This is a genomic window from Jeotgalicoccus sp. FSL K6-3177, assembly GCF_038050175.1.
In the GTDB taxonomy this organism is placed as follows: Bacteria; Bacillota; Bacilli; order Staphylococcales; family Salinicoccaceae; genus Jeotgalicoccus; species Jeotgalicoccus nanhaiensis.
The window spans coordinates 855,274-882,141 of record NZ_JBBOSK010000001.1 but is presented as its reverse complement, the minus strand read 5'-3'; the positions used below and the strand labels follow the sequence as shown (position 1 = coordinate 882,141).

At 41.9% G+C, this 26,868-nt stretch carries 30 protein-coding genes and 1 pseudogene; 5 read left to right on the top strand and 26 right to left on the bottom strand.

All coding sequences use genetic code 11. From position 1 onward, the window contains the following. Positions 1-21 precede the first annotated feature (21 nt). The 14 genes and pseudogenes from MHH58_RS04465 to bshC form a co-directional block, all read right to left on the bottom strand. Complete coding sequence (locus tag MHH58_RS04465) at positions 22-327, bottom strand: YggT family protein (RefSeq protein ID WP_115885726.1); 306 nt, start codon at positions 325-327, stop codon at positions 22-24. A gap of 11 nt (positions 328-338) precedes the next feature. Further along, positions 339-917: a cell division protein SepF gene (gene sepF, locus MHH58_RS04460; RefSeq protein WP_341345139.1), complete on the bottom strand. Its 579-nt coding sequence runs from the start codon at positions 915-917 to the stop codon at positions 339-341. Positions 918-926: 9 nt separating this feature from the next. Continuing rightward, a complete protein-coding gene (locus tag MHH58_RS04455; RefSeq protein ID WP_341345138.1) occupies positions 927-1,556 on the bottom strand; it encodes a YggS family pyridoxal phosphate-dependent enzyme in 630 nt (209 codons plus the stop codon). After that, on the bottom strand, positions 1,549-2,328 hold the full coding sequence (locus MHH58_RS04450; RefSeq protein ID WP_228063365.1) for a polyphenol oxidase family protein: 780 nt from the start codon (positions 2,326-2,328) through the stop codon (positions 1,549-1,551). The genes MHH58_RS04455 and MHH58_RS04450 overlap by 8 nt, the downstream gene beginning before the upstream one ends. Positions 2,329-2,633: 305 nt before the next feature. Further along, a pseudogene (gene ftsZ / locus MHH58_RS04445) lies at positions 2,634-3,581 on the bottom strand (cell division protein FtsZ); the annotation flags it as partial. A 24-nt stretch (positions 3,582-3,605) separates the two neighbouring features. After that, complete coding sequence (ftsA, locus tag MHH58_RS04440) at positions 3,606-5,105, bottom strand: cell division protein FtsA (protein WP_135095750.1); 1,500 nt, start codon at positions 5,103-5,105, stop codon at positions 3,606-3,608. A gap of 104 nt (positions 5,106-5,209) precedes the next feature. Continuing rightward, positions 5,210-6,406, bottom strand: a complete 1,197-nt coding sequence (locus tag MHH58_RS04435) for a cell division protein FtsQ/DivIB (protein WP_341345137.1) — start codon at positions 6,404-6,406, stop codon at positions 5,210-5,212. A gap of 21 nt (positions 6,407-6,427) precedes the next feature. Continuing rightward, positions 6,428-7,765 (bottom strand): UDP-N-acetylmuramoyl-L-alanine--D-glutamate ligase, encoded by a 1,338-nt coding sequence (gene murD / locus MHH58_RS04430; protein ID WP_341345136.1) that lies wholly within the window; start codon positions 7,763-7,765, stop codon positions 6,428-6,430. A 1-nt stretch (position 7,766) separates the two neighbouring features. Further along, positions 7,767-8,729, bottom strand: coding sequence for a phospho-N-acetylmuramoyl-pentapeptide-transferase (gene mraY / locus MHH58_RS04425; RefSeq protein WP_135095756.1), 963 nt, complete (start codon positions 8,727-8,729; stop codon positions 7,767-7,769). 8 nt (positions 8,730-8,737) lie between these two features. Continuing rightward, positions 8,738-10,885, bottom strand: a complete 2,148-nt coding sequence (locus tag MHH58_RS04420) for a penicillin-binding transpeptidase domain-containing protein (RefSeq protein WP_135095758.1) — start codon at positions 10,883-10,885, stop codon at positions 8,738-8,740. Next, positions 10,872-11,249: a cell division protein FtsL gene (gene ftsL / locus MHH58_RS04415; protein WP_115885718.1), complete on the bottom strand. Its 378-nt coding sequence runs from the start codon at positions 11,247-11,249 to the stop codon at positions 10,872-10,874. The genes MHH58_RS04420 and ftsL overlap by 14 nt, the downstream gene beginning before the upstream one ends. A gap of 11 nt (positions 11,250-11,260) precedes the next feature. After that, positions 11,261-12,190: a 16S rRNA (cytosine(1402)-N(4))-methyltransferase RsmH gene (gene rsmH, locus MHH58_RS04410; protein WP_341345135.1), complete on the bottom strand. Its 930-nt coding sequence runs from the start codon at positions 12,188-12,190 to the stop codon at positions 11,261-11,263. A gap of 11 nt (positions 12,191-12,201) precedes the next feature. Further along, a complete protein-coding gene (mraZ, locus tag MHH58_RS04405) occupies positions 12,202-12,633 on the bottom strand; it encodes a division/cell wall cluster transcriptional repressor MraZ (protein ID WP_115885817.1) in 432 nt (143 codons plus the stop codon). A gap of 136 nt (positions 12,634-12,769) precedes the next feature. Continuing rightward, on the bottom strand, positions 12,770-14,341 hold the full coding sequence (gene bshC / locus MHH58_RS04400; protein ID WP_341345134.1) for a bacillithiol biosynthesis cysteine-adding enzyme BshC: 1,572 nt from the start codon (positions 14,339-14,341) through the stop codon (positions 12,770-12,772). Between the two features lie 111 nt (positions 14,342-14,452). On the opposite strand from bshC, the gene MHH58_RS04395 reads away from it, so the two are divergent. Beyond that, positions 14,453-14,905 carry an N-acetyltransferase gene (locus tag MHH58_RS04395; RefSeq protein ID WP_115885715.1) on the top strand — a complete coding sequence of 151 codons (453 nt, stop codon included), beginning with the start codon at positions 14,453-14,455 and terminating at the stop codon, positions 14,903-14,905. 185 nt (positions 14,906-15,090) lie between these two features. On the opposite strand, the gene rpmF is transcribed toward MHH58_RS04395, so the two are convergent. Both rpmF and MHH58_RS04385 read right to left on the bottom strand, forming a co-directional pair. Further along, positions 15,091-15,264 (bottom strand): 50S ribosomal protein L32, encoded by a 174-nt coding sequence (gene rpmF / locus MHH58_RS04390; RefSeq protein ID WP_035807975.1) that lies wholly within the window; start codon positions 15,262-15,264, stop codon positions 15,091-15,093. Then, positions 15,264-15,785 carry a YceD family protein gene (locus MHH58_RS04385; RefSeq protein WP_135095768.1) on the bottom strand — a complete coding sequence of 174 codons (522 nt, stop codon included), beginning with the start codon at positions 15,783-15,785 and terminating at the stop codon, positions 15,264-15,266. The genes rpmF and MHH58_RS04385 overlap by 1 nt, the downstream gene beginning before the upstream one ends. Positions 15,786-15,921: 136 nt before the next feature. On the opposite strand from MHH58_RS04385, the gene MHH58_RS04380 reads away from it, so the two are divergent. Next, complete coding sequence (locus MHH58_RS04380; RefSeq protein ID WP_341345133.1) at positions 15,922-17,055, top strand: nucleotidyltransferase; 1,134 nt, start codon at positions 15,922-15,924, stop codon at positions 17,053-17,055. Here the strand turns inward: MHH58_RS04380 and coaD are convergent. After that, complete coding sequence (coaD, locus tag MHH58_RS04375) at positions 17,042-17,533, bottom strand: pantetheine-phosphate adenylyltransferase (RefSeq protein WP_135095773.1); 492 nt, start codon at positions 17,531-17,533, stop codon at positions 17,042-17,044. The genes MHH58_RS04380 and coaD overlap by 14 nt on opposite strands. A gap of 9 nt (positions 17,534-17,542) precedes the next feature. Beyond that, positions 17,543-18,115 (bottom strand): 16S rRNA (guanine(966)-N(2))-methyltransferase RsmD, encoded by a 573-nt coding sequence (gene rsmD, locus MHH58_RS04370; protein WP_341345132.1) that lies wholly within the window; start codon positions 18,113-18,115, stop codon positions 17,543-17,545. 26 nt (positions 18,116-18,141) lie between these two features. On the opposite strand from rsmD, the gene MHH58_RS04365 reads away from it, so the two are divergent. Then, on the top strand, positions 18,142-18,513 hold the full coding sequence (locus MHH58_RS04365; RefSeq protein ID WP_341345131.1) for a DUF7147 family protein: 372 nt from the start codon (positions 18,142-18,144) through the stop codon (positions 18,511-18,513). Here MHH58_RS04365 and MHH58_RS04360 read toward each other — a convergent pair whose 3' ends face one another. After that, positions 18,514-18,777, bottom strand: coding sequence for a YlbG family protein (locus tag MHH58_RS04360; protein ID WP_135095777.1), 264 nt, complete (start codon positions 18,775-18,777; stop codon positions 18,514-18,516). An 87-nt stretch (positions 18,778-18,864) separates the two neighbouring features. Between MHH58_RS04360 and MHH58_RS04355 the strand changes: the two genes are divergently transcribed. Beyond that, positions 18,865-19,785: a glycerophosphodiester phosphodiesterase gene (locus tag MHH58_RS04355; RefSeq protein WP_341345130.1), complete on the top strand. Its 921-nt coding sequence runs from the start codon at positions 18,865-18,867 to the stop codon at positions 19,783-19,785. Between the two features lie 498 nt (positions 19,786-20,283). Here the strand turns inward: MHH58_RS04355 and MHH58_RS04350 are convergent, their stop codons facing one another. After that, positions 20,284-20,721 carry a YlbF family regulator gene (locus MHH58_RS04350; RefSeq protein WP_341345129.1) on the bottom strand — a complete coding sequence of 146 codons (438 nt, stop codon included), beginning with the start codon at positions 20,719-20,721 and terminating at the stop codon, positions 20,284-20,286. A 126-nt stretch (positions 20,722-20,847) separates the two neighbouring features. Between MHH58_RS04350 and MHH58_RS04345 the strand changes: the two genes are divergently transcribed. Beyond that, complete coding sequence (locus MHH58_RS04345) at positions 20,848-21,210, top strand: YugN family protein (RefSeq protein WP_135095783.1); 363 nt, start codon at positions 20,848-20,850, stop codon at positions 21,208-21,210. Positions 21,211-21,272: 62 nt separating this feature from the next. On the opposite strand, the gene MHH58_RS04340 is transcribed toward MHH58_RS04345, so the two are convergent. The 6 genes from MHH58_RS04340 to coxB all read right to left on the bottom strand — a co-directional run bounded on the left by MHH58_RS04340 (position 21,273) and on the right by coxB (position 26,868). After that, entirely contained in the window at positions 21,273-21,728 is a 456-nt protein-coding gene (locus MHH58_RS04340; protein ID WP_369890088.1) for a DUF420 domain-containing protein, read from the bottom strand. A 17-nt stretch (positions 21,729-21,745) separates the two neighbouring features. Further along, complete coding sequence (gene ctaG, locus MHH58_RS04335) at positions 21,746-22,705, bottom strand: cytochrome c oxidase assembly factor CtaG (RefSeq protein WP_341345128.1); 960 nt, start codon at positions 22,703-22,705, stop codon at positions 21,746-21,748. A gap of 139 nt (positions 22,706-22,844) precedes the next feature. Then, the gene (locus MHH58_RS04330; RefSeq protein ID WP_135095788.1) at positions 22,845-23,186 is read right to left on the bottom strand and encodes a cytochrome C oxidase subunit IV family protein; all 342 of its coding nucleotides are present in this window, start codon (positions 23,184-23,186) and stop codon (positions 22,845-22,847) included. Further along, a complete protein-coding gene (locus MHH58_RS04325) occupies positions 23,187-23,813 on the bottom strand; it encodes a cytochrome (ubi)quinol oxidase subunit III (RefSeq protein WP_135095790.1) in 627 nt (208 codons plus the stop codon). Beyond that, positions 23,813-25,732 (bottom strand): cytochrome c oxidase subunit I, encoded by a 1,920-nt coding sequence (locus MHH58_RS04320; protein WP_341345127.1) that lies wholly within the window; start codon positions 25,730-25,732, stop codon positions 23,813-23,815. Before MHH58_RS04320 ends, MHH58_RS04325 begins: the two co-directional genes overlap by 1 nt. A 2-nt stretch (positions 25,733-25,734) precedes the next feature. Beyond that, the gene (coxB, locus tag MHH58_RS04315) at positions 25,735-26,868 is read right to left on the bottom strand and encodes a cytochrome c oxidase subunit II (RefSeq protein WP_341345126.1); all 1,134 of its coding nucleotides are present in this window, start codon (positions 26,866-26,868) and stop codon (positions 25,735-25,737) included.

Below are 26,868 nucleotides of genomic sequence, written 5' to 3'. Positions count from 1 at the left end.
TGGCTGAACCAATATCTCCGTTTATGCAGCCCATGTTATAAGGACTCTGAATATTTCGTGCATACCTCTGCCGAATAAATTTAATATAATAATTAAAATTATCGGTGATAAATCCAATACTCCGCCAAGCGGAGGAATCATACGTCTGAAAGGTTCCAGCAGCGGCTCGTAAACTCTTCCTAAAAAGTTTCCGAAAGATGACTCACGCAGTGCCGGGAACCATGAGGATAGTATATAAATAATTAATCCCCATGTAAAAATCGGCCAGACGAAGTTAAAAAACTGCCAGATATACAGTAATATTGTGACAAGTAATGAATTATCCAAACTAACTCTCCTTACATTTCATCGAAAAACTCTTCTTTATCGGAGATTTCACCTTCAACACCAAAACTGTTTGGCGTGCAGAGAAAAATATCCGCACCGACTTTTTGTATATCGCCTTCTAAAGCATAAACTGTTCCGCTTAAAAAGTCCACGATGCGCTTTTTTGGAACCGAATCAATTTTATTCAGATTGACAAGTGCTGCACGGTTGCTTTTCAGCTCATCGGCAATATCCTGTGTTTCTGCAAATACTCTCGGTTCAAATAAACATACTTTTGTATTCTGATCATTTACAGGCATTGTACGATTCTCCCTGCTTTGTGGTTGGTTAACTTTCTTTTGTTCCTGCTGTTTGTTCTGCACTTTTGTTTTTGCCGCGGGTTTTTGTCCCCCTTGTTTCGAACCAATCAGTTTCTTGCTGCTCTGTGCTGCTTTTTTAGGTGCCGCCTCTTTTTGACGGCTATTCGGTTGTTTACTCGTATTAAGATTTGTGACTTTCGCTGGTGTTTTCGCCTGTTCTGCCTTCTTATCATTCACAGGGACTTCTTCTTCAACGACAAATAAATCTTTTATAAACTTAGTAATAGCCATTTTTTTCACCTAGCTCCCCATAATTTTACTCCCGATTCGTATGTATGTTGCACCATTTCTAACTGCAATCGGATAATCATTGCTCATACCCATGCTGAGTTCTTTTACTTCAGGATAATTTTCTGCGATATTTTCACGCAGCTTCTTTAATCCTTTAAATGTGTTTTCAATAATTGAAATATCTTCAGTGTTCGGCGCCATAGTCATTAAACCGATGACTTTAACATATTTGTAAGCTTTAAGTTTCTCAATAAAACCTTCAACTTCTTCCGGTTTCAAACCATGTTTTGAAGTTTCATCAGAAATATTTACCTGTATAAAACAGTTTACAACATGCATGCCTGCCTGTTCAATTTTTTTCGCTACGCTTTCGCGTTCCAGCGAATGAAGATAATGAAGATCACCGATGACTTCTTTAACTTTTCTCGACTGCATTGTGCCGATAAAATGCACTTCAGCATCTGCCGGCAGCGCTGTGCGCTTTTCGATAAACCCTTCAATGCGGTTTTCACCGAAATGTCTGACACCAGCTTCATATGCTTTAAGTGTTTCTTCAACAGTATGATATTTAGTGACGGCGATAATGTTAACATCTTCGCCGACTTCGTTTTTTATCTGTTCGTAGTTTTCCTTAATCATTATTACGCCTCCCGATAAAAGCCAGTGCCCGGCCGGTTTGGCCTTCTTCCAGCCGGAAGGAGAAGAATTCATCCGCTTCAGTTCCGAGACCGGTCACGCTTATATTTTCTTCATCAATTCCGGCAGCTCTTGCCTGATGTCTATTTGCATCTTTTAAATTGAGCTGCCAGCCGGATTTAGTCTGTTCATAAGAACTTTCCGGCAATGGTTTCAACGCATCGATTACCTTATCGTCCACTTCGTAGTACTTCTGGTTAATACCGACACCGATAATTACCCTCAGGTCTTTTTTACTGCCTCTGTAGCAGTCAATCAGCTTCGCCGTAATTTTTTTTGCAGTGCCTCTCCAGCCTGCATGCGCAAGTCCCAAAAAGCTATCTGATACGCTGTAAACGTATACAGGAATACAGTCGGCATAATTCATTGTTAAAAGTACACCGGTGTCATAAGTATATAAACCGTCTACATCATAGAGACTGTCGCCGAGTTCCTCAGCATTTGTACCTCTGTCTCTTTTCGTCACTTCTTTAATATTGCCGCCGTGTTTTTGTATCGGCAGTACCCATGAACTTACAGGAAAATCGATTTCTTCAGCAAGTTTCTTCTGATGGCTATGGACATTTTTGACTTTGTCACCGATATAGAGCGCCATATTAAAGCTGTTTTTCGGATAAGAACTCTGTCCGCCGTGCCTCATCGTGTAGCCGAAAGTCAGCTCATCTGAATTATCTCCGACGAAATATTTATGCGTTTTAAAGCAATTATTATTCAAATTATCTCCCGCCTATAAAATAAAGGAGATATTGGGTCGCCAATATCTCCGATATATACAATGCACAAAATTTATCTTCTGCGTCTTTCTCTTCTCGAACTGTTTCCTTTAAGGAAAGTCGGAACATCAGGCTCTTCCTGTGGACGGGCATCAAATCTGTCCGGCTCACGGGAGAACCCTTCATCTTCGGCAATATCTCTTGAGTTATATGCCGGCGGCTGATTAAAATTGCTGCCTCCGCCGCGTGAATTATTCTGTTCAGGCTGCTCAGAAGGTCTGTCAGCAGAACGCTGAAGTGTTTTCTCATTGAATCCTGTAGCAATTACAGTAATTACAATTTCATCTTCAAGTTCAGGATTGATAACAGTACCGAAAATCATATTAACATCTTCGTCCGCTGCATCCTGAACGATGTCTGCTGCTTCCTGCGCTTCAAAGAGCGACAGCGATTCTCCGCCTGTAATATTCATCAGAACACCCTGTGCTCCAACGATTGACGTTTCCAAGAGCGGGCTTGAAATTGCTTTTTTAGCTGCTTCAACTGCGCGGTTTTCGCCAGCTGAAATCCCGATACCCATTAAGGCAGAACCCTGGTTCTGCATAATAGTCTTAACGTCTGCGAAGTCAAGGTTTACTTCACCGCTTACAGCGATAAGGTCAGAGATACCCTGAACACCTTGGCGCAGAACGTTATCAGCTTCTTTAAATGCTTCCATCATCGGTGTAGATTTATCTACGATATCTAATAAGCGATCATTTGGGATAATAATCAGAGTATCGACAGCTGCCTTCATCTGTTCAACACCAGCAGCAGCTTGTGTTTGTCTCTTTCTTCCTTCAAAACCGAACGGGCGCGTTACAACACCTACAGTGAGTGCTCCCATTTCTTTAGCGATTTTGGCAACGACCGGTGCTGCGCCAGTACCTGTTCCGCCGCCCATACCCGCTGTAACGAACACCATGTCCGCACCCTGGATAGCGTCTTCGATTTGTTCGCGTGATTCTTCGGCAGCTTTTTTACCGATATCGGGATTTGCCCCGGCACCTAAACCGCGTGTTAATTTTTCACCAATTTGGATTCTTGACTCGGCTTTTGATAAATTTAAAGCCTGCCCATCAGTGTTAATAGCAATGAATTCAACGTTGGACATGCCGTCCTCAATCATACGGTTAACAGCATTATTACCGCCGCCGCCAACACCGATAACTTTTAACGTCGCCATGTGATTGAAACCTTGTTCAAATTCTAACATTAATCTTTCCTCCCAAATGTACTTCTACTCAAATAAATTTTTAAATACTTTTTTAATTTTACTGCCTAAATCGCCTTGCTCTTTCGGTTCTTTATCGGAACGTTCAGAACGGTTATCGGCGTCATCATAAGTGTAATCTTCGTATTCTTCATCGGCAGCATCATCTTCAGCCTGTGATTCTTCACCGCCGTCTTCATCAGGATAGTTATAATCATCTTCGTATGAAACTTCATCATGATCCTCATCCCGATTGACCTGAAGCTCATTCTCTTCTTTACGTTTTGCAAACAGTCCCGTAAAGAAGTTTGCAGGCTGTGCTTCCTGTTCATCGTTCACTGTATTGTGTGAGTATGTTTCTGGATAGTCATCATAATTATCAATTGTAACATATTCCAGTAACTCATCAAACATTATTCCGCTTGATAACACGGAGATTGCACTTGTGAATTCAGGTTTTCTTGCACCCATCTGATTCGGTATATGAACTCTGACTTTTTCTGCAACCAGATCCTGCATCAATTCTTTAACACCGCGGATATTTGCTGTTCCGCCGGTCAGCACAAAGCCGCCCTGCACATTATTTACACCGTTTGCTGCAAGGTCTTCAAAAACGCCCATAAAGGCATCTTCAACCACAAGCTCAATAACATCTGCGAGGTCTTTTGAAGTTACTTCAGCAGGTTCTCTCGAGTCATTCTGCTGCAGCATCATTTTCTCATCATCGCTTGCGAGATCGAAAAATGCATGGCCGTACTGTTCTTTCGCCTGATCCGCTTCATCGTAAGTCGTATTAAATTCATCGACTAAATCTAGGGTAATATCGCGGCCAGCAAGCCCTATGCTGTTCGCATATTTTAAAGAACCGCGTTCATAGTAAGCGAACTGCGTTAAGTCGAGGCCAATATCGATAACAACGGCGCCGAGTTCAACTTCAGCGTCTGTCAGCACATGCTGATAATTTACCGCATCTGAATACACATCTAAAATAGTTAAGCCTGCCGCTTCAACACATTTAACAATATTAACAAGCAGTGTACGATTTGCAGATACGACACCTGCTTTAACTGCCAGACTTTCTTCTGCGATCATTTCTTTTGGATCATTTACTTCATGCAGACCGTCCACTATAAAAGATACCGGATAAACGCTGACTACTTCCTGCTGGGTTGCAGGAACATTCATACGCACATTTTCCAGCAGCTCTTCAATATGTTCACCGGTAATTTCTGTCGCTTCCCCGCCGAAACGGATAATATCTTCTGTAAAGTGAATATGAGTATCCGCGATTGGAATTTTCACAAATACTTCTTCAATATCTACACCTGAAGCAATTTTTGCTTTTTTAATTGTATCTGTAATTGCATTTTTAGCCTGATCAAAATCGTTGATCATCCCTTTAGAAACCCCATCAGTGAAGGTTTGACCGGTACCAATAACATTCACACCGTTGTGAAATTTTTCTCCGACCACTACTTTGACACTAGACGAGCCGATATCAAGGGCAACATAATAATGTTCCTTCACCTTATTGCCTCCTACACAGCCATTTTCATAATACTATTTCTAGTTTACATTATACTCAGATTAATGTGAACTATTTCAAAAAATTTGTTTAACTTTATCTCTCTTTATTCTTCGGCGGCATTGTCGATTTCGCCAAGTGCCGACCTTACACCGTCCAGAGCTTCATTGATATCTTCAATATAACCCACCTGGGATGGTTCATTATAAATATTGTCTTTAATTTCACGTGCATCTGCGCTGTCGTACGGAAGGTAGCTGGTGCCGACTTCCATATCAATTATCCCGCCGGTTTCGTCACCGATTTCCTGACGGATACCGATGTAATAATTCATTTTTTCGCTGAAAGTTTCATAATCAGCAACTATTTCCTGGCCGTCATTCATAAAGACGTGAATGCGGCGCATCGAATTATCTGTCGGGCGGAAATAGATTTCCGATATACTTTCCAGTATATCCACTTCAATTTCATTCAGCGCTGCAACAAGCGCATCGAATTCCTCGCCTTCAAAATTATAGATAATCGGTGCATTGCGGGGAGCCGACGGATAACCGCGCTGGATTCTACTGTTTTCAAGTACAGGAAAATAAAGATCTTCACTATTAATGTAAGCAATAGCTTTATATTCATTAACATTAACTGTAACATTATTCGGCCAGTCCCGCTCTACAGATACTTCCTCAATTACCGGGAGCAATTCAACATTGTCCTCAGCTTTGCCGGCAGAAATACTGAACATCTTATCCCCTGTACTAAAACCGATACGCTCTTCAAGTTCCGTTTCAGTAACCAGACTGTTTCCTTCAAAGTTAATTTCCTTGACGTCACTCGCACTGGAAAAGACATACCACAGCAGAACGCCGAGCAGCAGCACTAAAAAGATAACGATGCCGATATACAGATGAACCCGTTTAAATTTAAATTTCTCTCTAGGTTTTTTCGTCTTCTGGCCTTTACTCTTTTTCTTTTTGGTACTGCTGTCTGCTGATTTTTTACCGCCGCTTTTTTTATTTCCGGCAGATTTCACGTTTTGTTTTCTGTTCTTTCCGGGCGTTTTTTTATTTTTAACAGCGGTGCTTTTTTCTTCAAAATCCTTATAGTGTTCTATTTTTAAAGATAGTTCATCATCTTCAGTCTCTGCTTTTTTCGAAACTTTTTTACTGGCCGGCGGCTTTTCAAAATTGCTTTCAGTTTTCTCTTTCTCAGGTTTTTTTGCAGTATAGCCGACATAGTCAGTATCCTGACGCTTTTTTTTCAATTTTTCTTTAATGTTATTGATATTATTATCATCTTCTTTACTCATCGGCTATACCTCCTGTTCTCTTTAGCTGAGTTTTGCGAATCCTTCTTTAAAATGGTCTCCGCGCCGCTCGTAATCTTTATATTGATCCCAGCTCGCGCACGCTGGAGAAAATAACACTGTATCTCCCGGTTCTGCATAATACCGGGTAAGCTCTACGCCTGTGTACGGATTTTCAGTCAGCTCTGCAGGAATATTCAATTTCTCTGCAAGTGCTTCGAATTTCGGCGCTGTCTCTCCAAAAGTAACAATCCGCTTAACATGTCCTGCATACTGCATCAGTTCATCAAGCGACTGTCCCCGGTCGAGGCCGCCTGCAAGCCAGATAACCGGCGTATCAAAACTTTTCAGGGCAAATGATGTTGCCAGATTATTCGTCGCTTTTGAATCGTTGTAATATATCACATCATCGATTGCACCGAGACGTTCGAGTCTGTGGGAAATACCGCTGAATGTAGCAAGCGTCTTCTTAATTGCATCCTTATTTACACCGTGCGCGGCTGCGGCAAGGAGTGTCGCAAGTATGTTCTCGATGTTATGCTCACCTTTAAGTACGGCATCCTGAACTTGCATTACCACTTCACCATGTACGATTAAATTTCCATCTGCTGCATAGGCATCAGCTTCTGACTCCGTATCAAAGTACTGAACGCGGCATTTAATATCCCGGTTTTCCAGCAGATGCGCCTGTTTTTTATTAAAGATTAATAAATCATCAGCCGTCATATTTTTAAATATTTCCAGTTTGGCATGAACATATTCTTCAACTGTACCGTGATAATCCAAATGCGCTTCGTAAATATTTGTAATGACTGCAATATCCGGTCTAAATTCCTCAATGCCCATCAGCTGGAATGAAGATAATTCCATCAGCAAGGTGTCATCTCTTGTTGCTTCCATTGCAGCAGCTGAAGCAGGATAGCCGATATTACCGCATAAGATAGGGCTGCTGCCGCCATGTTCCAGCATTTCCCCGAGCAGATGCGTACATGTTGTTTTGCCGTTCGTGCCGGTCAGTGCATATATCGGCGCTTCACTCAGATGATGCGCAATCTCAACGTCTGTAACAATCGGTATTTTTCTTTCTGCTGCTTCTTTTAAAAAAGGAATGCTGTACGGAATCCCCGGGTTCTTAACGATTAAATCTGCATCGTTTAAAAGATTAACCGGATGGTGTCCGTCGACAATCTCAACACCCCATGCTTTGTATTTCTGTTCCGCTTCTTCATCTGAAAAAACTTCATTAGTCGTCAGTGTCACATTCGCACCTAAACTGACCAGTGCATTTACAGCACTTTTTCCGCTTCTTCCATATCCGAGTACGATGATATTTTTATTTTCGTAGCCGCTGAATGGTTTCATTCTACATCACTCCCAATAGTACACCGGCTATGCCTGCCAGCAGTCCAACCGACCAGAAGACAATAACAATTTTCCATTCATTCCATCCTGACAGTTCAAAATGATGATGAATCGGCGTCATTTTAAAGATTCTTCTGCCAGTCGTTTTATACGATGCAACCTGCATCATAACGCTTGCTGTTTCAATAACAAAGACGATTCCAATAATGAGCAGCAGGAGACTGCTGTTTAAGAGCAGTGACACTGTCGCAATAATACCGCCGAGTGCAAGTGATCCTGTATCGCCCATAAACAGTTTGGCAGGGTATTTATTAAATATTAAAAATCCAATCAGCGAACCGGTTAAAATAAACAGAAACAGTGCAACTTCCATTTCCCCTGTTAACAGGCTGATTACAAGAAATGAACCAAATGCGATAATTGACGTTCCTGTCGACAAGCCGTCAAGGCCGTCCGTTAAATTCACTGCGTTAGAAAATCCGACGAGCCAAAAAACAATCCAGACGACAAAAAATATGCCGAGCGGGATAAACAAATCGGTTCCCGGAATCTGAATGCCGGCATCGATATCCGGAATCCAGTTCCTCATTATAATAAAGATTATGACCGCAACTAAAATTTGTGCAAGAAACTTCTGTTTTGATGACAAGCCTGCGTTATCCTTTTTAACGACGATAATATAATCATCGATAAATCCGATTAATGCAAAACCTAGTGTGACAATAATCAGCACCAGCAGCTTATAAATATCATCGGCAAAAAACAGACCGATAATCGACAGTACAATCGTTACAGAAATAAAAGACAAACCGCCCATCGTCGGGGTTCCTGTTTTAATTAAATGGCTTTCAGGACCTTCCTGCCTGATAGTCTGCCCAAATTTCATGCGCTTCAGTAAAGGTATTAAAATTGGTACCAGTATTGCAGTCAGCACAAGTGCGGCTGCGAAAAATATATAGTTCATAGCTCCTCCTAGTCGTTCGGGTCATTTGACGATAAAGTGATTTCGACAGCAGTATCTTCTGTTACTGCCGTGCCCGCATTCTGTGACTGGCCATTTACGTAGCCTTCGCCTTCGACTGTTATATTAATACCTATAAAGTCAGCGAGCATCAGTGCTTCCCGTTTCGAAAGCCCTTTGAAGTCCGGCAGGGTCGGCTCGCCGTCTGTTTTCACAAACAGGGAATCGTAAGGCAGCAAAGTGTCATCCTGAGGGAAATGATCGGTAATCTCTGTACCGTTCCCGACTATTTTTACATCAATTGTATCATTTAATTCATCAGTTAAAGCATCTATTTCCTGTCCTCTGTAATCTCCGATTTCTATGACATCGTGATCGCCGGATACATCCGCTTCAGAAACTTCAAGATATTTCAGCGTACGTTCCATCAGGGGATTAAAGCCCCTGGCAACGCCGTTATCCCATGTTTCACTTTTGTTTTCACTGGCAAGTTTTATACCGTAATAGACAATCACTTCCGGATCGTCTTTTGGAGCATAGCCTAAAAACGAAGTGAAAAACTGATATTCTCCGTCCATGTAGCCGCCCGTCTCCGGATCATAGATCTGAGCAGTACCCGATTTTCCGGTAACTTCATATTCATCGGATTTATATTGCGGATTATGGTCCAGCGAACCGTCGATCAGCGTATTCATTTCTGCTACAGTTTTTTCTGCTGCCTCCGGAGATATAACCTGTCTGACAGTTTCTTCCTTGCCGTCGTAGACAACTTCGCCGGCATCATCGGTAATCTCATCAACGACGTAAGGTTTCTTCATCTCCCCTTCGTTCAATAGCGCAGTCATTCCCTGAATCAGCTGAATCGGCGTTACTGTAGACGTTTGCCCGAAAGAGGTGGTTTTCTGCTGAAGTTCATCACCCCAGGCAATCTGCCCGGTTGTTTCTGTTGGAAATTCAGAACCGGTCGACTGACCGAATCCGAATTTTTCATAGTAGTCGAGCATCTTGTCGGACCCGACTTTATCCTGCAGGATCATCATCAGAACGTTTGATGAATACTGCATTCCTTCGTTATAGGTAATGTCGCCCCAGCCTTCGGTTTCCCAGTCGTAAATTGTTGAATCCATTACATCCATCGATCCCGAAGTGTAAACTGCATCCGGATCGTAAACTCCTTCTTCGATAGCGGCCGCTAGTCCAAACACTTTAAATGTGGAGCCCGGTTCAAATGAATATTCATAAAGCATATTCAGCCAGCTGTTGCCGAAACCTTCCCGCGTTTCAGGATTGAAGGACGGGCGCTGGCCGCTCGCGAGAATCTCTCCTGTATTTGCATCTGCAACGACCGCAATTAATTCTTCCGGTTCAAAGTGGTCTTCCATATCGTTTAAAGTATCTTCCAGATAGAGTTGAATATTCGAATCGATAGTCAGCTTCACATCATGACCGTCTACCGGAGGTTTGACATTATCTGAATTCGGCACGATATAGCCCCATACGTCCTGAGAATAATCAACGCTGCCCGGCTCCCCTTTAAGGAGGTCGTTATAAATACGTTCAAAACCAAGCTGGCCGTCCAGGGCGCCGATGTCATCATTTAATTCTGCAAAGCCGATTAAATGAGAGGCAAACTGGCCATTCGGATAAAAGCGTCTCGTTTCTGGCACAAAAGAGATTCCTGTCGCTTCGGATTCCTCGAGGAATTTCTTATCATTATAGGAAATATTCCGGCCGGCCTGTCCTAGCTCCATCTGAAACTGGCCTTTTTTAATATTCTCTTCGATTTCTTTTTGTATGTCTTCTTTCTTCATGTCGACAACTTCAGCGAGCAGAGCAGCTGTTTCTTCCGGGTTGCTCACGTGATTCGGATAATTCTCATCGGTAATTATCGCAATCCGGTATGCCTCCATATCTGCTGCAAGTATATTGCCTTCACGGTCGACGATTTCACCGCGTTCCGGTTCATTTACCGCACTGACAGCATATTTATCCTGTCCTCTCGCGATTAAATCTTCGTCGTCTATCGTTTGAAATACCATCAATTTAATAAATTGACCGATAATCAAAAGAAAAAGCACTCCTATACCGAAATATATCAGGAGTGCGCCGATTGTTAGCTTGCTATTTTTAAGACTGATCTTCCGTCTAATCTTCCCCATACTTTTCTACAACCTTTACATTGCTATTATTCAGATCCAGGCCCAGTTCCTGAGCTTTTTCATATATGCGATCGTAAGAAGCAAGGTAAGTGACCTCAGTATTCAACTCACTGATTTCACCGTTTTTAACTGCGATTGTCTGTTCAATTGATGACTTCTCATTCTGGTAATTATAGGCTTCCATTTTTAAAGATAATACATATATGGAAACTGCAGCAATCAGAACAGCAAGTGTTATGTAAATAGCCATTTCCGTACGTTTAATCCCGACAATCTTTCCTTTTTTCCGGGTTTTCGGCTGACTGTCAGGTTTTCTGTATACTTTTTTTGCAGGATTTACCTCAGTATATCTTTCTACTACCATGTCAACACTTCCTATACTTGTTTCTCAGCAATTCGAAGTTTCGCACTGCGCGCACGCGGGTTGGCTTCAAGATCGTCACCTTCAGCGATAATCGGTTTACGGTTAACTCTTTTTAAGACAGGTTCATATCCCTCGGGAATAATAGGCATGTTCTTTGGCAGCTCCGGTCCTTTTTCGTACTCTACAAACATTTGTTTGCAGATTCTGTCTTCTAAAGAATGGAAGGTAATTACCGATACACGCCCGTCTTTGTTCAAAAGATCAATCGCCTGTTCCAGTGAACGTTCGAAGACACCGAGTTCATCGTTGACTGCAATGCGCAGCGCCTGGAAAATACGCTTTGCAGGATGCCCGCCTGTTCTTCTGAACTTCTGAGGTATTTGTGATTTAATAATTTCCGCGAGTTCCGTCGTCGTTTCAATTGGTTCTATTTCTCTTAAACGCTCGATTTCTCTGGCAATTTTTTTCGAGAACTTTTCTTCTCCGTACCTGAAAAAAATACTGACCAGAGCTTCGTATGGATATTCATTAACAATCTCATAAGCATCAAGCAGCTGTGTCTGATCCATTCTCATGTCAAGTCTCGCTGTTTTGGAGTGACTGAATCCCCGCTCTGTTACATCGAGCTGCGGACTTGAAACACCGAGGTCGTAAAGAATACCATCGACACCCGTCACACCCTGTTCGTTAAGTGCTTCTGTTATATTTTCAAAATTTGTATGAATTAAAGTTATATTGCTGCTGTTTTTAAATTTTTTCCGGGCATTATTTATCGCTGTCATATCCTGATCAAACGCGTATACATGTCCCGAGTCAAGCTGTGACAATAAATATGAAGTATGTCCGCCGCCGCCGAGTGTTGCATCGACGTATATGCCGTCCGGTTTAATATTTAAGCCGTCGACTGTTTCTTTTAGTAAAACTGAAGTGTGGTTGAACAATTTGTCACATCCTAAAGGTCAAAATCAATTAAATCTTCTGCTATATCTTCAAAGTTATCTTCAGATTCAGTGTAAAAATCTTCCCATGCTGCCGAATCCCAGATTTCGATTCTGCTCGAGACACCGATGACTGTACAATCTTTTGTCAGTCCGGCATATTCACGCAGATTTTGCGGAATATTGATACGTCCCTGCTTATCGATTTCCACGGCTGCTGCGCCCGAGAAAAATAATCTCGTAAATTTACGCGCATCTTTTTTCGTCAGCGGCAGCGTTTTGAGTTTTTCTTCAATGCGGCTCCATTCTTCCTCTGTATACGCAAATAAACAGCGGTCGAGCCCGCGGGTAATAACGAATTGTCCATCGAGTAATTCTCTGAATTTACTCGGCATAATAATACGGCCTTTCGTATCCAAATTATGTTTATATTCACCCATGAACATATTCTCACCCCGCATATATTTAATTTACCACATCTCCCCACTTTCCTCCACAAATTATAAAAAAGATTGCCGATTATTTTATCAAATAAAAAAAACGATTTCTTCAAATGAAGAAATCGCATGGTATACAGCATGATTAACTTTTTATAATCGTCAATTTATCTGTGTAGCTGAGTGGGGAATAATCCCAATTACAGGCCGGATACTGCCACGGATGATACAGTCTTTCCTGCAGCGCCCCATTCGGCATCAGTTTTTCGCTCAATTCATCCAGATTATTCAGCTCTGTTCTTAAACTGCGTTTGATATCAACTGAATAACGCTTCTTTAAATACTCGAGTTCATTCAGATGGCGCTTTTTGTTGCCGTCGATTATCCCGCTTGTAAAATATTCATCCGCGTATTCGTAAAGCGGTTTAAATGACTCTTCGAGAGAAGATTTAACACGTTCGATCTCGTCAAGCACCTGATCGTTGGTATGCGTTTTAATAAGCGTTTCTTTACGCGCCTGAATCTGGTCTGTGATGCTGCTGTCCAGTGTCAGTTCATACCTTTCGAGCAGCTTACTGATTCTGTCATCGACATGTATGAACTCCATCCGCTTCAGCACTATCGGCATATCAGTTTCCATCACACCGAATACTTTATGCAGCTCTCCCCAGTAAGCTACTTCAGCACCGCCGCCTAGGAATACCGCTGTATTAAACAGCATTTCCTGCATCAGGGGTCTCGTCACTACATTATTGGAAAACTCTATTGGGGATTGTTCTATACGTTTCAGTATTTCATCTTTGTTTAGTTTCTCATCTCCGAGCACATAGGCATTTTCTTCTTCAGTTTCAGTAATCAGCGTTCTTGCCGATGCTGCATTAGCAAACAGATGAACATTTGTCTCAGTCTGAATAACCGGTGCTTTATTTACAGTGCGTATAAATTCTTCCTGTCCTTCTTTAAATGCTGCATCGATTGCTTTATGCTGCTTAAACATATTTTGCATTATCGGCACTTCGAGTTCTCGTACGGCTTCAAGATGAGAATTGAAAATTACAAGACCATCGTTTTTAAATGTTTCGTGGACCAGGCTGTGGAACAGCTCCGTCCACGACGTACATCGTTCTATCGATGCTGTCACTTGTTTTTTTAATTCTGCTGCATAGCTGGAGTCACCAATGTATCGAAGGATTTTATCCAGCGCTTCAGCCATCGCTTTTTTATCGTAATTATAAAAACCAATGCTCATAGGCACAGTCAAATTCGGCTTGTAATTTACTTTAACTCGTCTGCGGTGGTATGTGTCATACAGATGTGTGTGGTTCACTTCCTCGTAATCGTGATCCTCACCCGCAACCCAAAAAACGGGAACTGCATCATAACCGTGCTTCTCTTTCAGTTCTTTTACTACGACTAAAATTGATACTATTTTATGAATGATATACGAAGGACTCATAAAAAGTCCCGCCTGCTGGCCGGCAATAACTACCTTATGCCCTTTTTTAAGCAGTTCAATATTGTGCTGCTGCGCCTTTGACAGCCCGTACTGCGACATATCGGTTTCGATAATGCTGCCGAGTTCTGCAGTATGGCTGTGCACCGGGCGCTGAAGCACTTCTTTGATACTTTCTTCATCATAGGACAGACCGCCGTAAAATTGCTTGTTGTCAGTTATATTATGTAGGTTTTCAGAAAAATCAATAGTCTCAAAATGCATAAATCGTTCTCCTCAATTAATCGTTATTCAAAGTATAAAAGTTATTTATCTATAAAACAATTGAACGGCTTCGCAATTATGAATATACTGTATTAAAAGGAGCGTTGCCAAATGTCAAAAGTAAAAAACTTAGCTATTAACTACAAAACAGCAGAGGAATTTAAAAAATTCCGCGAATACGGTTCTCAGGAACTTCACATGATTGATGAACTCGAAGCCAATGTAATCGATGCGAATATCGATTCACCTTTCTACGGTATTTACCAGGGCGATGATCTGGCTGCACGCATGTGCCTGTATCGCCGCGAAGATGCAGATCATCCGATCGACAACGAAACCGCTGATTATTTAGTTATCTGGAAACTTGAAGTGCTAGAAAGATATCAGGGCAGAGGGTTCGGCAGTGAGCTGATTGAATACGCTAAATCATTTAACCTGCCGATTAAAGCCATCAGCCGTTTCCAGAACTCCCGCGACTTTTTTGAAAAACACGGATTTGGCGCACACGAATACGATATTGAACGTGATCTGGCGGACGAATCACTGATGTGGTATCCAAAATAAGATTTAAGTTATGAGCCGGGACGGATTTTGTCCCGGCTTTTTATTTATCTTGTGTCAGAGGATTCCCGGAAGTTCTAAAACCCTTGAAATCCCGTATCAAGTATTTAAAAGTATACTTTACATGCACAAAAAAGCCTGAAGATCTTAGAAAATAAGATTTTCAGGCTTTTTCTTTAATAAGACGATTAGTTAGCTACGACTTCTTCGCCTTTGTAGCTTCCGCATTCTTTACATACACGGTGAGCTAATTTAGTTTCACCGCAGTTAGAGCATTCTACCATTCCTGGTAGTGATAGTCTCATGTGTGAACGACGTTTATTTTTGCGTGTTTTTGATGTTCTTCTTTTAGGTACTGCCATTATTTTTCCTCCTCATCGCTTAGCTTTAAAGCTTCTAGTTTTTGTAATCTCGGATCCACAGCCGGTTTCTGGCTGCTGGCTTCCGATTCATCCATTACTGTCCAACCACTTGCTCCTGATGACCCGGGTAGTTCGTCACTCTCTGTATAAACTGTCGGTAAGTTGACGATTAACAGCTCTCTGACTACCGGCTCCAAATCCAGCGTATGAATCAGCGGATGCAGGTTGTCATCATCTATTTCTTCGTCTTCTTCAAGTGTTTCATCAAACACTTCGACAGATTGTATTTCGAGAGGCAGACTAACAGTATCACCGCTTCGGCTGTCGATCATCTTAACAACCGCCGATATATGCAAGTCAACATCTACTCGATGATGTCCGAAAATCATATCACCGTAGACTCTGGTATCTTCTACAGCGAGTATATCCGCACGATCATACAATGTGTCTAACTGAACAGTTTCATTAAAAGTGAATTTCTCGCTGGCAGACTTTCTTAGTTGTGAAAGCGACCATTTCATATAATTCCACCTCTTATGAGCACAACAGATATTGTACAGTTATAAAGAAAAAGTGTCAAGTTTTTTTCTTAACAAATAACTTCAATCTGTCTAATATTTTGATACACTTAGTATAACATTTATCGGGGGTTTATGTATGAAAATTTTAGCATTAATTACGGAGTACAACCCATTTCATAACGGGCATATTTATCATATTGAGCAAGCAAAAGAACTCACGAAGCCTGATGTAACTGTTGCGATTATGTCAGGAAACTTTACCCAGCGCGGCGAAATCGCAATTACAGATAAGTTTACGCGGACTGAGGCCGCGCTTGAACATGTGGATCTCGTCGCTGAATTGCCGCTGTTAAACGCGGTGAGCTCTGCCGATGATTTTGCCCGGGGCGGCGTGCACATTGCTGAGAAACTTGGCGCGACCGACCTCGTCTTTGGCAGCGAGTCGGGCAGCATCGATTCATTAATCAGCGCTGCCCGTGAATCCAAACTGCTCGAAGATTCACCCGAGTTCCACAAACTGCTGAAACAGGGGTACAGCTACCCGCGCGCAGTAAGCGCGCTTGCTCATAATACCTTTCTTTCGTCACCGAACGATACGCTCGGCATCGCTTATATTAACGCACTTAACGATTTAAAGTCGTCTATAAGACCGGACACGATAAAACGAATCGGGAACAAATACAGCGACGCAGCCTTATCCAGCACCGAATTTTCCAGCGCAACGAGTCTTCGTGCCGCACTTTTCAGCGGCAATAATGAAAAGGCGGGAAATTTTATGCCTGAAAGTCTTATCGACAAAATGACAGAAGGTCATCTCGCTTCTAATGAAGACTTTTTCCTGACCTTAAAAACACTTATTTTAACCCGTTCACCGGAAGATCTTAAAAAGATATATATGATGACCGAGGGGCTCGAATACCGGCTGAAGGATAAAATAAAGAAAGCCGACAGCTATGCTGAATTTTTATCAGCCGTTAAAACAAAACGCTACACATGGACAAGACTCAGCAGGCTGATGATTTCCATCCTCTTGAATATTACTGATGAAGTGATGAAGCAGTACAAGCTGACCGATAGCGTCCGCATCCTCGGCATGACTAAAAATGGACAGCAGTATTTAAAATCACTCGGTCCTGCAGAAATTATTACGAACGTCAATAAAAAAAACCGCAGCCTAGTGTCACATGAAGTAACGGCTACGGAAGTGTATAACACATTTACCGGATGCCGGAAAAATGATTTCAATACACCGGTAATTATTGTTCCTTAAATTTTTCTTTTAAAGCATCTTCAATGAGCGGCGGGACGATATCTTCAATCTTGCCGCCGTATTTCGCAACTTCTTTAACGATCGATGATGAAATAAATGAATAGTTGTTGTTAGTCATTATATACATCGTTTCAATCTGACTGTCGAGCTTTCTGTTCATACTCGTCAGCTGCATTTCGTATTCGAAGTCGCTGACCGCACGTAAGCCCCTGATAATGGCATCCGCTTCGACCTGCTGGCAGAAGTCAATCAGCAGTCCGTCAAACTGCACTACTTCAACATTGTCCAGATGCTTCGTCACTCCTGAAATCAGCTCGATGCGTTCTTCAGGTGAGAATAATCCCTTTTTTGAAGAATTTCTTAAAACAGAAACGTATACCTTGTCAAAAATTTTACAGGCACGCTCTATAATATCCAGATGCCCGTAGGTAATCGGGTCAAAACTCCCCGGTACTACCGCTATTTTATTCTTAGTCAAAATGCTCCCCTACTTTCTCTCTTTGCTAAGCAGCCATATTTTAATCGAACCATAGTCATTTTCTTTTGTGATTTCAAATCCCGGATGGGCAAAAGTTTCATTTTTGCCCGCCTCCGCGACAATTCTGCCGTCTTCTTTCAAAAGCTTATATTCTAATATCAGCTCGAGACTTTTATCGATTAGTTTCTTATTATAAGGCGGATCTAGAAAGATTAAATCAAATGATTTGTCCCGTTTCGCCATCGCTTTTAAGGCTCTGCGGTAATCATTGCGGAAGATTTCCACCGGTTCATCAAGGTCACGCGTATTCTCTTTAATAATTTTAATAGCATCTCCTGCACCGTCGATAATCATCGCTTTGTCAGCTCCCCGGCTCAGCGCTTCGATTGCAAGCCCGCCTGTGCCGCCAAAAAGGTCCAGCACGCTCCCCTCTATATCTCCAAGCATACTGAAGACACTTTCGCGCACTTTGTCGCTTGTAGGCCGTGTATCATTTGATTTTAAAGTATGCAGTTTCTTTGCTTTATATTTCCCGCTGATAATTCTCATAAGTATTGCCCTTTCATTTGGCTCTCTGGTCATATATTATATTGATAGGAGCTGATTATATGCAAAAATTCATCACGATGGGTGAAGGTTACCACGAAATATTTGAATTGCAGGCACTGATTGACTATAATCACGAACGTGTTCAGCATGCAATATTTCTCAACAACGACAAAACACCTGCGACATTTCTCTTGGTTATGAAACCTGTTGAACAAAACCTGCAGGCGATATACACTATCTACAACGGCATCGTCTATAATGACGGCCAGGGTAAAAAGTATCAGCTGATAAAGTCATGGTGTGAGGAGAAAAACTTGAGCATCGTCGAGTTTTCAACAAAATCACCGGAAGAGTTTTATGAACGCGAACAGTTCTACCAGTATCTAACCGGAATTTTAAGATTAAATCATCTGATTCTGCCAATGACTTAATTAAATAAGACGGTAATCTTCTTTTTCTTTATCTTCAGTATGATATTCGCGTTTGATATTCGGATATTCACTCAAAACGATATCGGTAACAAACTTCAGTTTGCCGAGGTCTCTGAGCGTCTTATCCAAATCGGCTTCATCGATATACAAAAGGACATATTTCTTAGATTTATTCACATAAATTAAATGTCCGTGCCGTTTCAATTGTCGAATGAATTTATTTTGTTTAAAATAAACATATATACCAAGTCGGTTAACTAACATTGACTGACCACCTATCTAAATCTTTAGAATCATAATAACATATATCTTATATGTTTTTTAAATGAATATCTCATGGAGGTTTCCAACATGGCAAATTGTTTTAAAAGAATGGTAACAGCAGTCGGTGTTGCTACCGGTCTGACACTCGGCCTATGGGCAGGTACAAAGTTAATGAAAGAAACGAAAGTGCGCGATATCAAACCATACTTCAAACAGCGTTCACCGTACATTTTCGCACACCGCGGCGGTATGGGACTTGCACCTGAACACACACGCATCGCGTTTGACAAAGCATCGGAATTCGATGTGGAAGGATTCGAAATTGATATCCGTCTGACAAAAGATGAAGAAATTGTCGTTTTTCACGATGCCTATGTAGACAGAACATCAAACGGTGCAGGGAAAGTCAGCAATTTAACACTCGATGACTTAAAAGACCTTGATTTCGGTTATCACTTTACCGATGTCGAAGGCAATCACCCCTACCGCGGACACGACAAAGCAAAAATTGTTACTCTGCGCGAATTGATTGAAGAATATCCGGGCAAACTAATCAATATCGATATTAAAGATGACCCCGACACATATTCAGGCAGTCTTATTCCAAGCCTGCTCTACCGTTTAATTACCGAGCTCGGCGCTGAAGACCGCGTACTCGTAACAAGTTTCCACGATTCACAGATTAAGCAGTTTAATCTGTATGCAGAAGATACTGTTGCGCTCGGCGCGGGTGTCGATCAGGTCAGCCGTGCGTACTTCCTGCACCGCGCAGGATTCGGTCATATGTATGAACCGGCGGCGGACACCTTCCAGATTCCGACAGAATACAACGGTATTCGTTTAGATACAAGACGTTTTATCGAGTACTTAACGAGCCTGAACATTGCAGTAGGATACTGGAACATTAACAAGATGGATAAAATGGATGAACTCATCCAAAAAGGTGCGCATACTATCGTAACCGACTATCCGGACATCAGCTATCACCTGTTAAAAAACAGATACTAATGATGCAAAAGACCTGCAGAAATGCGGGTCTTTTTTTGTGGGCGGATGGAGGTGCTGGGGCTGGGGTTGGGATGACCGGAGATCATATGTATCCGGATGCTCTGGGGTTGGCGTGACAGAAGTTCATATGTATCTGGAATCCCTGGGGTTTGAATGACAGGAGATCATATGTATCCGGAGTCTGTGGGGTTGGCATGACTGGAATTCATATGTATCCGGAGTCCCTGGGGTTTGAATGACAGGAGATCATGTGTATCCGCAGTCTCTGGGGTTTGAATGACAGGAGATCATGTGTATCCGCAGTCCCTGGGATTGGCATGACAAAGTATCATATGTATCCGGATGCTCTGGGGTTTGCATGACAAAGTATCAAGTATATCCGCAGCAGCTGGGATTGGCATGAACGGAGCTCATGCTAACTCCAACCTCGCAATCCTACTCTCTCCAATAAAAAAACACAGTTCTCAAGAGGAACCGTGTTTTGAAGTTAAATTTATATTAGCCTGCGCAGCCGCAGCTTCCGCCTGTTGCACAGCCGCTGTTTGAACTGTTTGAGAAAAATGGATTACTGCTGACGATATTTGCATGGGGACTGACTGACTGCCCTATAATAAAGAGTATTTCATCCAGCAGCGACTGCAGCTGAAATTCCGCTCTCCGGTACTCCATTATAATCGGATGCATGTCCAAGGCTTTTTTATACTGGTTGATCTCTTTTCGTTTCGTGCTGAAATCAGGGTGATATTTACCAAAACGTTCAACGTCGATAAAGTTCTCTTTTAAACGCGCAAAGTGTTTAATCATGCCTCTGACTTCATCATCTGTATCCAAGAGTGCTTTATAATTACAGTAGTTTTTATATTCTTCTGTCTCAGTAACCATATCGTTTAGAGAGTCTAGTGAATCCAAAATTTCAAAATCCATAATTGCTGTCATATAATCACCTCTCCTTAACCATTTTATCATATAGACACATTTGTTACTATATGATAAATACCATTTGCAACCTGTATTGTAATAGATTAAAATTAGGGTAATGGATAAATGATAGGGGGCAAAATGATGGTTTTTGAAAACTCAGGTATTGAAAATGTAGTCATTCCACAAGGCTCACTGCAGGAAATTATGAACCACAATGGTTGTGTTCTTGGCGGCAGTTGGGATTACGAGCGTATGACTTTCGATTATAAATACGAAATTCCTGAAGGTATTTATTACTTACGTTTTCCTGGATATGCAGTAGACGGTGATGTCGGTGCAAATAATGCAACATTACAGTTAATGGATCCTTATATGGGGAAACATTACTACCCGACTGGTATCGAATACGGCAGCGATGAAGTATTCCCTGAACGCATCGTTGAACATGCGATCAGCAAAATCAGAACAATCAGTAAAGAACTGACTGCAGTTGCGGGCGTTTAATTTACAGCAGCTGCTACATAATAAAACCTCTTACAGTAATCTGTAAGAGGTTTTTATTAATCCTAATGGAATATTGCATCCCACAGACCGGTCGTTTCTCCGCCCGGATATAAAATATAAAGTATGATATAGACCATGATACCTGTCACTGCAGTGAAGAACCAGATTGTCGCTGCTGTCATACCGAATTTTCTGTGCTGGCGCAGTTTGTTTTTCTTGCCGGTGAACACTTGGATTCCTCCGAAAATCCCTCCCGTAGTAGCCAGAATAATATGGCTGACAAGAAAAATTACATAGTAAATTTCAAGCGATTCAGGTCCGCCAAATTGAGTGTTTCCAAGGAATACAGTTTTCGATATATAAATAACGAAAAATGTTAACGCCGACCATGCAGCGAGTGTCATGAATTTCTCATGCTTCAGCACGTGCCCTTTTTTAATATGATAAACTCCAATACCCATAAATATCGCGCTCAGTACGATAAATGATGTACTGAGTGTGGGCAGGATAAAATATATGTCCAAAATTTTTCCTCCTATGCTCTAAACCGGTTGTCCATTTCTTTTTGCGCCTGTGCTTTTGCCAGGGCACGTTCTGTAATCTGATTTGCATCTCTGCGTTCTTCATTGAACCATTTAAAGAATATGTGAGCGAGCATTACTCCGAAAAATACTTCCTGAAGTACTTTCATTATAATACCGCCTGTCTGCTGGTCATTCAAAGGCGTTGAATTTGTAAAGTATTCCGGTCCGGAAATCATCCCTGCTCCGGAAATACTGTCAAGAATACCTGAAGGTACGCATAACTCCATCGCACTTAACCACGCTTCACCTTCTGTAAAAGTAGCATAAATTGGTGTGCTTGAGAAAATAATCAGTGCACATGCCGGAGTAACAAAAGCTCCGATTCCGAAAATATAAAGCAGTTTAAACAATCCGCCCATATGCTCTTCTTCAGGTTCAACTTTGTTGAACATCGGGTAAAACGCCATTAAAGCTGTCAGGAACATTACTGCGAGTACTAATGTATGAAGAGTTGCACTCATTTTTAAGTTATCCATAACGACGGGTAAATGATAAATTGAAAATGCAGCGATAAGCAGCATCAGTGAGATTAAAGGTTTTTTCGCACCTAATCTCAGCACCGGACCGATTACCGGCAATGAAACGATATATTTCTGCAGATAAGCCGGCACGCTAAAATACATCAGCGGTGCAATTAAGAATAATACAAAAGCCATCTGCACCATGTGGAATGTAAATAATATATGACTTAATAAGTCGACTGGCGAGCCGTACATTGCATACAGTAAAATCATATTGACTGCAAAGAGTGCCCCTTCTCGACTCGTCAGCGGTCGTCCACCTTCAAATTCCTTATACCATCTCGTGGTAACAAGAAAGAAGACTGCCGTAACAAGAATAACGAAAGCCATAAAAAAGGGACTCCAGTTGGCCATAAAACCGAAAATTTTAATTGAAGTTATATTTCCCATACCTACCACCTTAAATTTAACCTTATTATCTCTAGTATAAATTTATTATTATCATAACTCAAGACGATAAAAACACACAAAGTGACAAACTATTGACCAAAAAAAAGATGACCTCAGAACGAGATCATCTCTTTTTGTATTAGATCGGCTGCCCGATCCATACGATATAAATGAATGTTACACAGAAAGCAATTGCGAAATACATTCCTACAATCATAAACAGTTTAGCAAAATCATGCCCTTTATCTTTCATGTGCATGAAGTAGTAGAACTGCAGTACAACTTGAATGAATGCGAACAGCATTACGCTTCCCATGATGAACGTTGGATCAAATTCCAGTGCAACCATACCGAATGCTATGAATGTTAAAAAAATCATAAATGAAAATCCTGTAAGCTGCAGGCGCATTTCTTTTGTACGCTGGCGTCGAAGATTTCTCAGCTGAGTTTCTGTCATTGGTTTCTCTTGTAAATCAGCCATTTATATCACTCCTAACAAGTAAACGATTGTGAAGATGAATACCCACACAACGTCGATGAAGTGCCAGTACAGCGCTGCTGTATTCACTTTAGCTGCTGTATATACTGATAAACCGCGCGTTGCGTTACGGATAATCAGACCTGTAATCCAGATCAGACCGATAATTACGTGGAAACCGTGAGTACCGATCAGAATATAGAATGCACTACCGAAGGCGCTGGATCTGAAAGTATGTCCAAGGTGAACATATTCATAGAACTCGTAAATTTCAAGTGCTAAGAATCCTGCACCAAGAAGTACTGTAATAGCTAGCCATAACTGCATTTTACTGAAGTTATTATTACGCATGTGATACACCGCGTATACACTCGTCAGGGACGATGTAAGTAATAACATCGTCATGACAAATGCAAGTTCAAGGTGGAACAAATCAGCTGCAAGCATATGATCCGAACTTGGCACGCTGTCTTTCAATGCCATGTAAGTTGCGAATAATGATGCGAATAATACTGTCTCTCCTGCTAAGAAAGTCCAGAAACCGACGAATTTATTTCTACCTTCGTGTGTTGCTGTCTCCGGGTGCTCAGGCCACTGTTCGTTAGGGACATTATATTTCATTTCAGCCATTACTTAGCACCCCTTTCCTCTTCTTCAAGATCTCTTAATATTTCTTCTTTCGTTACATAGTAGCCAAGGTCATCTTTAAATGAACGTGTAATCATTGAGATAAATGTAATTGCAAGTCCGATTACAAGTAACCAGAATGCCCATGGTTTTACTGGTAAATCTGCTACTGCATCGATTGCCCATTCTTTACCTGAAGCAAAGTACAGAGCACCGAATGAAGCGATGAACAGACCAAGTGACATTACAAACGGAATGATTGAGTTGTTCGGCATATGGAAATCTTCAACCGATTCCGCCGGAAGCATTTTTCCGTTACCTTCTTTTTTCTCAATCCAGAATGCATCAAGTCCGCGTACTAAAGGAATCTGTGCATAGTTGTAATACGGTACTGGAAGCGGTATTGACCACTCAAGTGTACGTCCGTCGCCCCAAGGGTCGCGGCCCACTTTTTGATTTTTAGCAACTGTCATGATGATGTTAATCACTAAAACAATAACCGCTGCTGCCATCAAGAGAGCACCGATGGTTGATATTAAGTTTGCTGCATTATAGCCCTGTCCGTCGAGGTAAGTGAATACCCGGCGCGGCATTCCCCATAGTCCTAAGAAGTGCTGGATCAGGAATGTCAGGTGGAAACCTACAAAGAACAGCCAGAATTCTACTTTACCAAGTTTATCACTCAGCATCGTGCCGAATATTACCGGCCAGTAGTAGTGAAGTCCTGCAAGTAAGGCGAACACTACCCCGCCGACGATTACATAGTGGAAGTGGGCTACGATAAAGTATGAGTCATGGTACTGGTAGTCAGCTGGAGCAACTGCCTGCATAATTCCTGTTACCCCACCCATAACGAATGAAGGAATAAATGCAAGTGCGTACATCATAGGTGTTGTAAACTCTATGCTTCCGCCCCAGATTGTAAAGATCCAGTTAAATATTTTAATACCTGTCGGTACTGCGATTGCCATTGTTGCCAAGGCGAAAATTGCGTTGGCTGTCGGCCCGAGACCAACTGTAAACATGTGGTGTGCCCATACCATGAATCCGAAGAAACCGATAAGCACTGTTGCGAATACCATTGCTGAATAACCAAATAAGCGTTTACGAGCAAATGTTGCGAATATTTCAGAGAATATCCCGAACGCCGGAAGGATTAGAATGTAAACTTCCGGGTGACCGAAGATCCAGAATAAGTGTTCCCAGATAATCGTGTTACCTCCAGCTTCTACAAGGAAGAAGTTGGAACCGAACATACGGTCAAAGATTAACAGGAAAAGACCTACTGTTAACGGCGGGAATGCAAAGACGATCAGAACACCTGCAACAAGTGCAGTCCATGTAAAGAGCGGCATTCTCATATATGTCATACCTGGTGCTCTCATCGTAATAATAGTTGTTACAAAGTTGATTCCTGTCATCAATGTTCCTGCTCCGGTAATTTGCAGACCCAATGCATAGAAATCAATACCGTGGCCAGGTGATGCAATTGACAGTGATGCGTAGCTTGTCCAGCCCGCATCCGGTGCTCCGCCCATGAACCATGATAAGTTAAGGAAGATACCACCCAGGATAAACAACCAGACACCCAGTGCGTTCATGAATGGGAAAGCCATGTCACGTGCACCAATTTGAAGTGGTACTATAACGTTCATAAACGCGAATAATAGCGGCATCGCTGCTAAGAATATCATTGTTGTACCGTGCATCGTAATAACTTCGTTAAACAGACCTGCTGAAAGGAAGTCGTTGTTCGGCACTGCCAGCTGAAGACGAATAAGCATTGCTTCTATACCGCCCATTGCGAAGAATAATCCCCCAGCAATCAAGTACAGAATACCAATTTTCTTATGGTCAACGGTTGTCATGTATTCCCAAATCGTTGCACCAAAACCACGTTTTTTTGCTGTTGCTTCGGACATTGCTAGTTACCCCCCTCTTCTGACTCTTCATCGGCAGCAGGTTCTCTTAATTGCGACACATCGCCGGAACCTTCTTCAACCTTAAGCTCCATTAAGTAAGATGCTACTGCTTCTATTTCTTCGTCAGTTAATTCGTAAGTGCCTGCCATTTTGTTATCCGGTTTAAATGACTCAGGATCTTTAATCCATGCTTCAAGATTTTCCTGGTCATGTTCTAAATAACCTGCGATTAACTCACGGTCACCGAAGTTCGTTAAGTTAGGACCCATAGCTCCCGGACTTGTCGGTGTAGCTGCGTGACAGCCCATACATGAGTTATTGAAAATCTCCTCACCGCGCTGTGCATCTTCAGACGAAGCCTGTACAGGTTCTTCGACTGCTTTCATATCTGCAAGCCACTGATCGTACTCTTCTTCAGGCAAGGCTTTTACTTTAAAGTCCATCAATGCGTGCGATGGTCCGCAAAGCTCAGCACATTTACCGTAGAATAAACGGTCTGCATCCTGGGCTTTATCGTCGTCAAAGACTAAATAGAAACTGTTGATACCATCGATGTTGGTATCCATTTTACCTCCGGCTGCCGGCACCCAGAATGAGTGTTTAACATCCGCACCCTGCAGGTTGAAGTAAACTTTTTGGTCAGTAGGAACTACGAGTTCCTGAGCTGTAACAACTTCTTCGTTTGGATATTCAAATTCCCACCAGTACTGGTATGCTCTGACGTTAATTACTGTTTCTTCGGCGTTTACATTGCCGTCAGCATCTGTCATAGCTTCAGTATCTGCCTGTTTAAATACAAAATATACTGTTGGAATTGCTAATACAATAAGCAGAAGAATTGGAATCGATGTCCAGATAACTTCAAGCGTGTGGTTACCTGCAACTTCTTTCGGTTCGAAATCCTCACCTTTTTTACTTCTGCGGCTCTTCGTTACTGCGATTGTGAACAAGACAACAACTACTGCGATAACAAGCAGCATAATGATGATTGATAAAATCATTAAATTGAACTGTTCGCGTCCGACTTCCCCTGCAGGTCTTAAGGTACTTAATTCATTCGTACCGCAACCGGCAAGGAAAAGAGTAAGAGCAGAAACTAATAATAATGCCTTACCTTTAAGAAAACTTAAATTCAT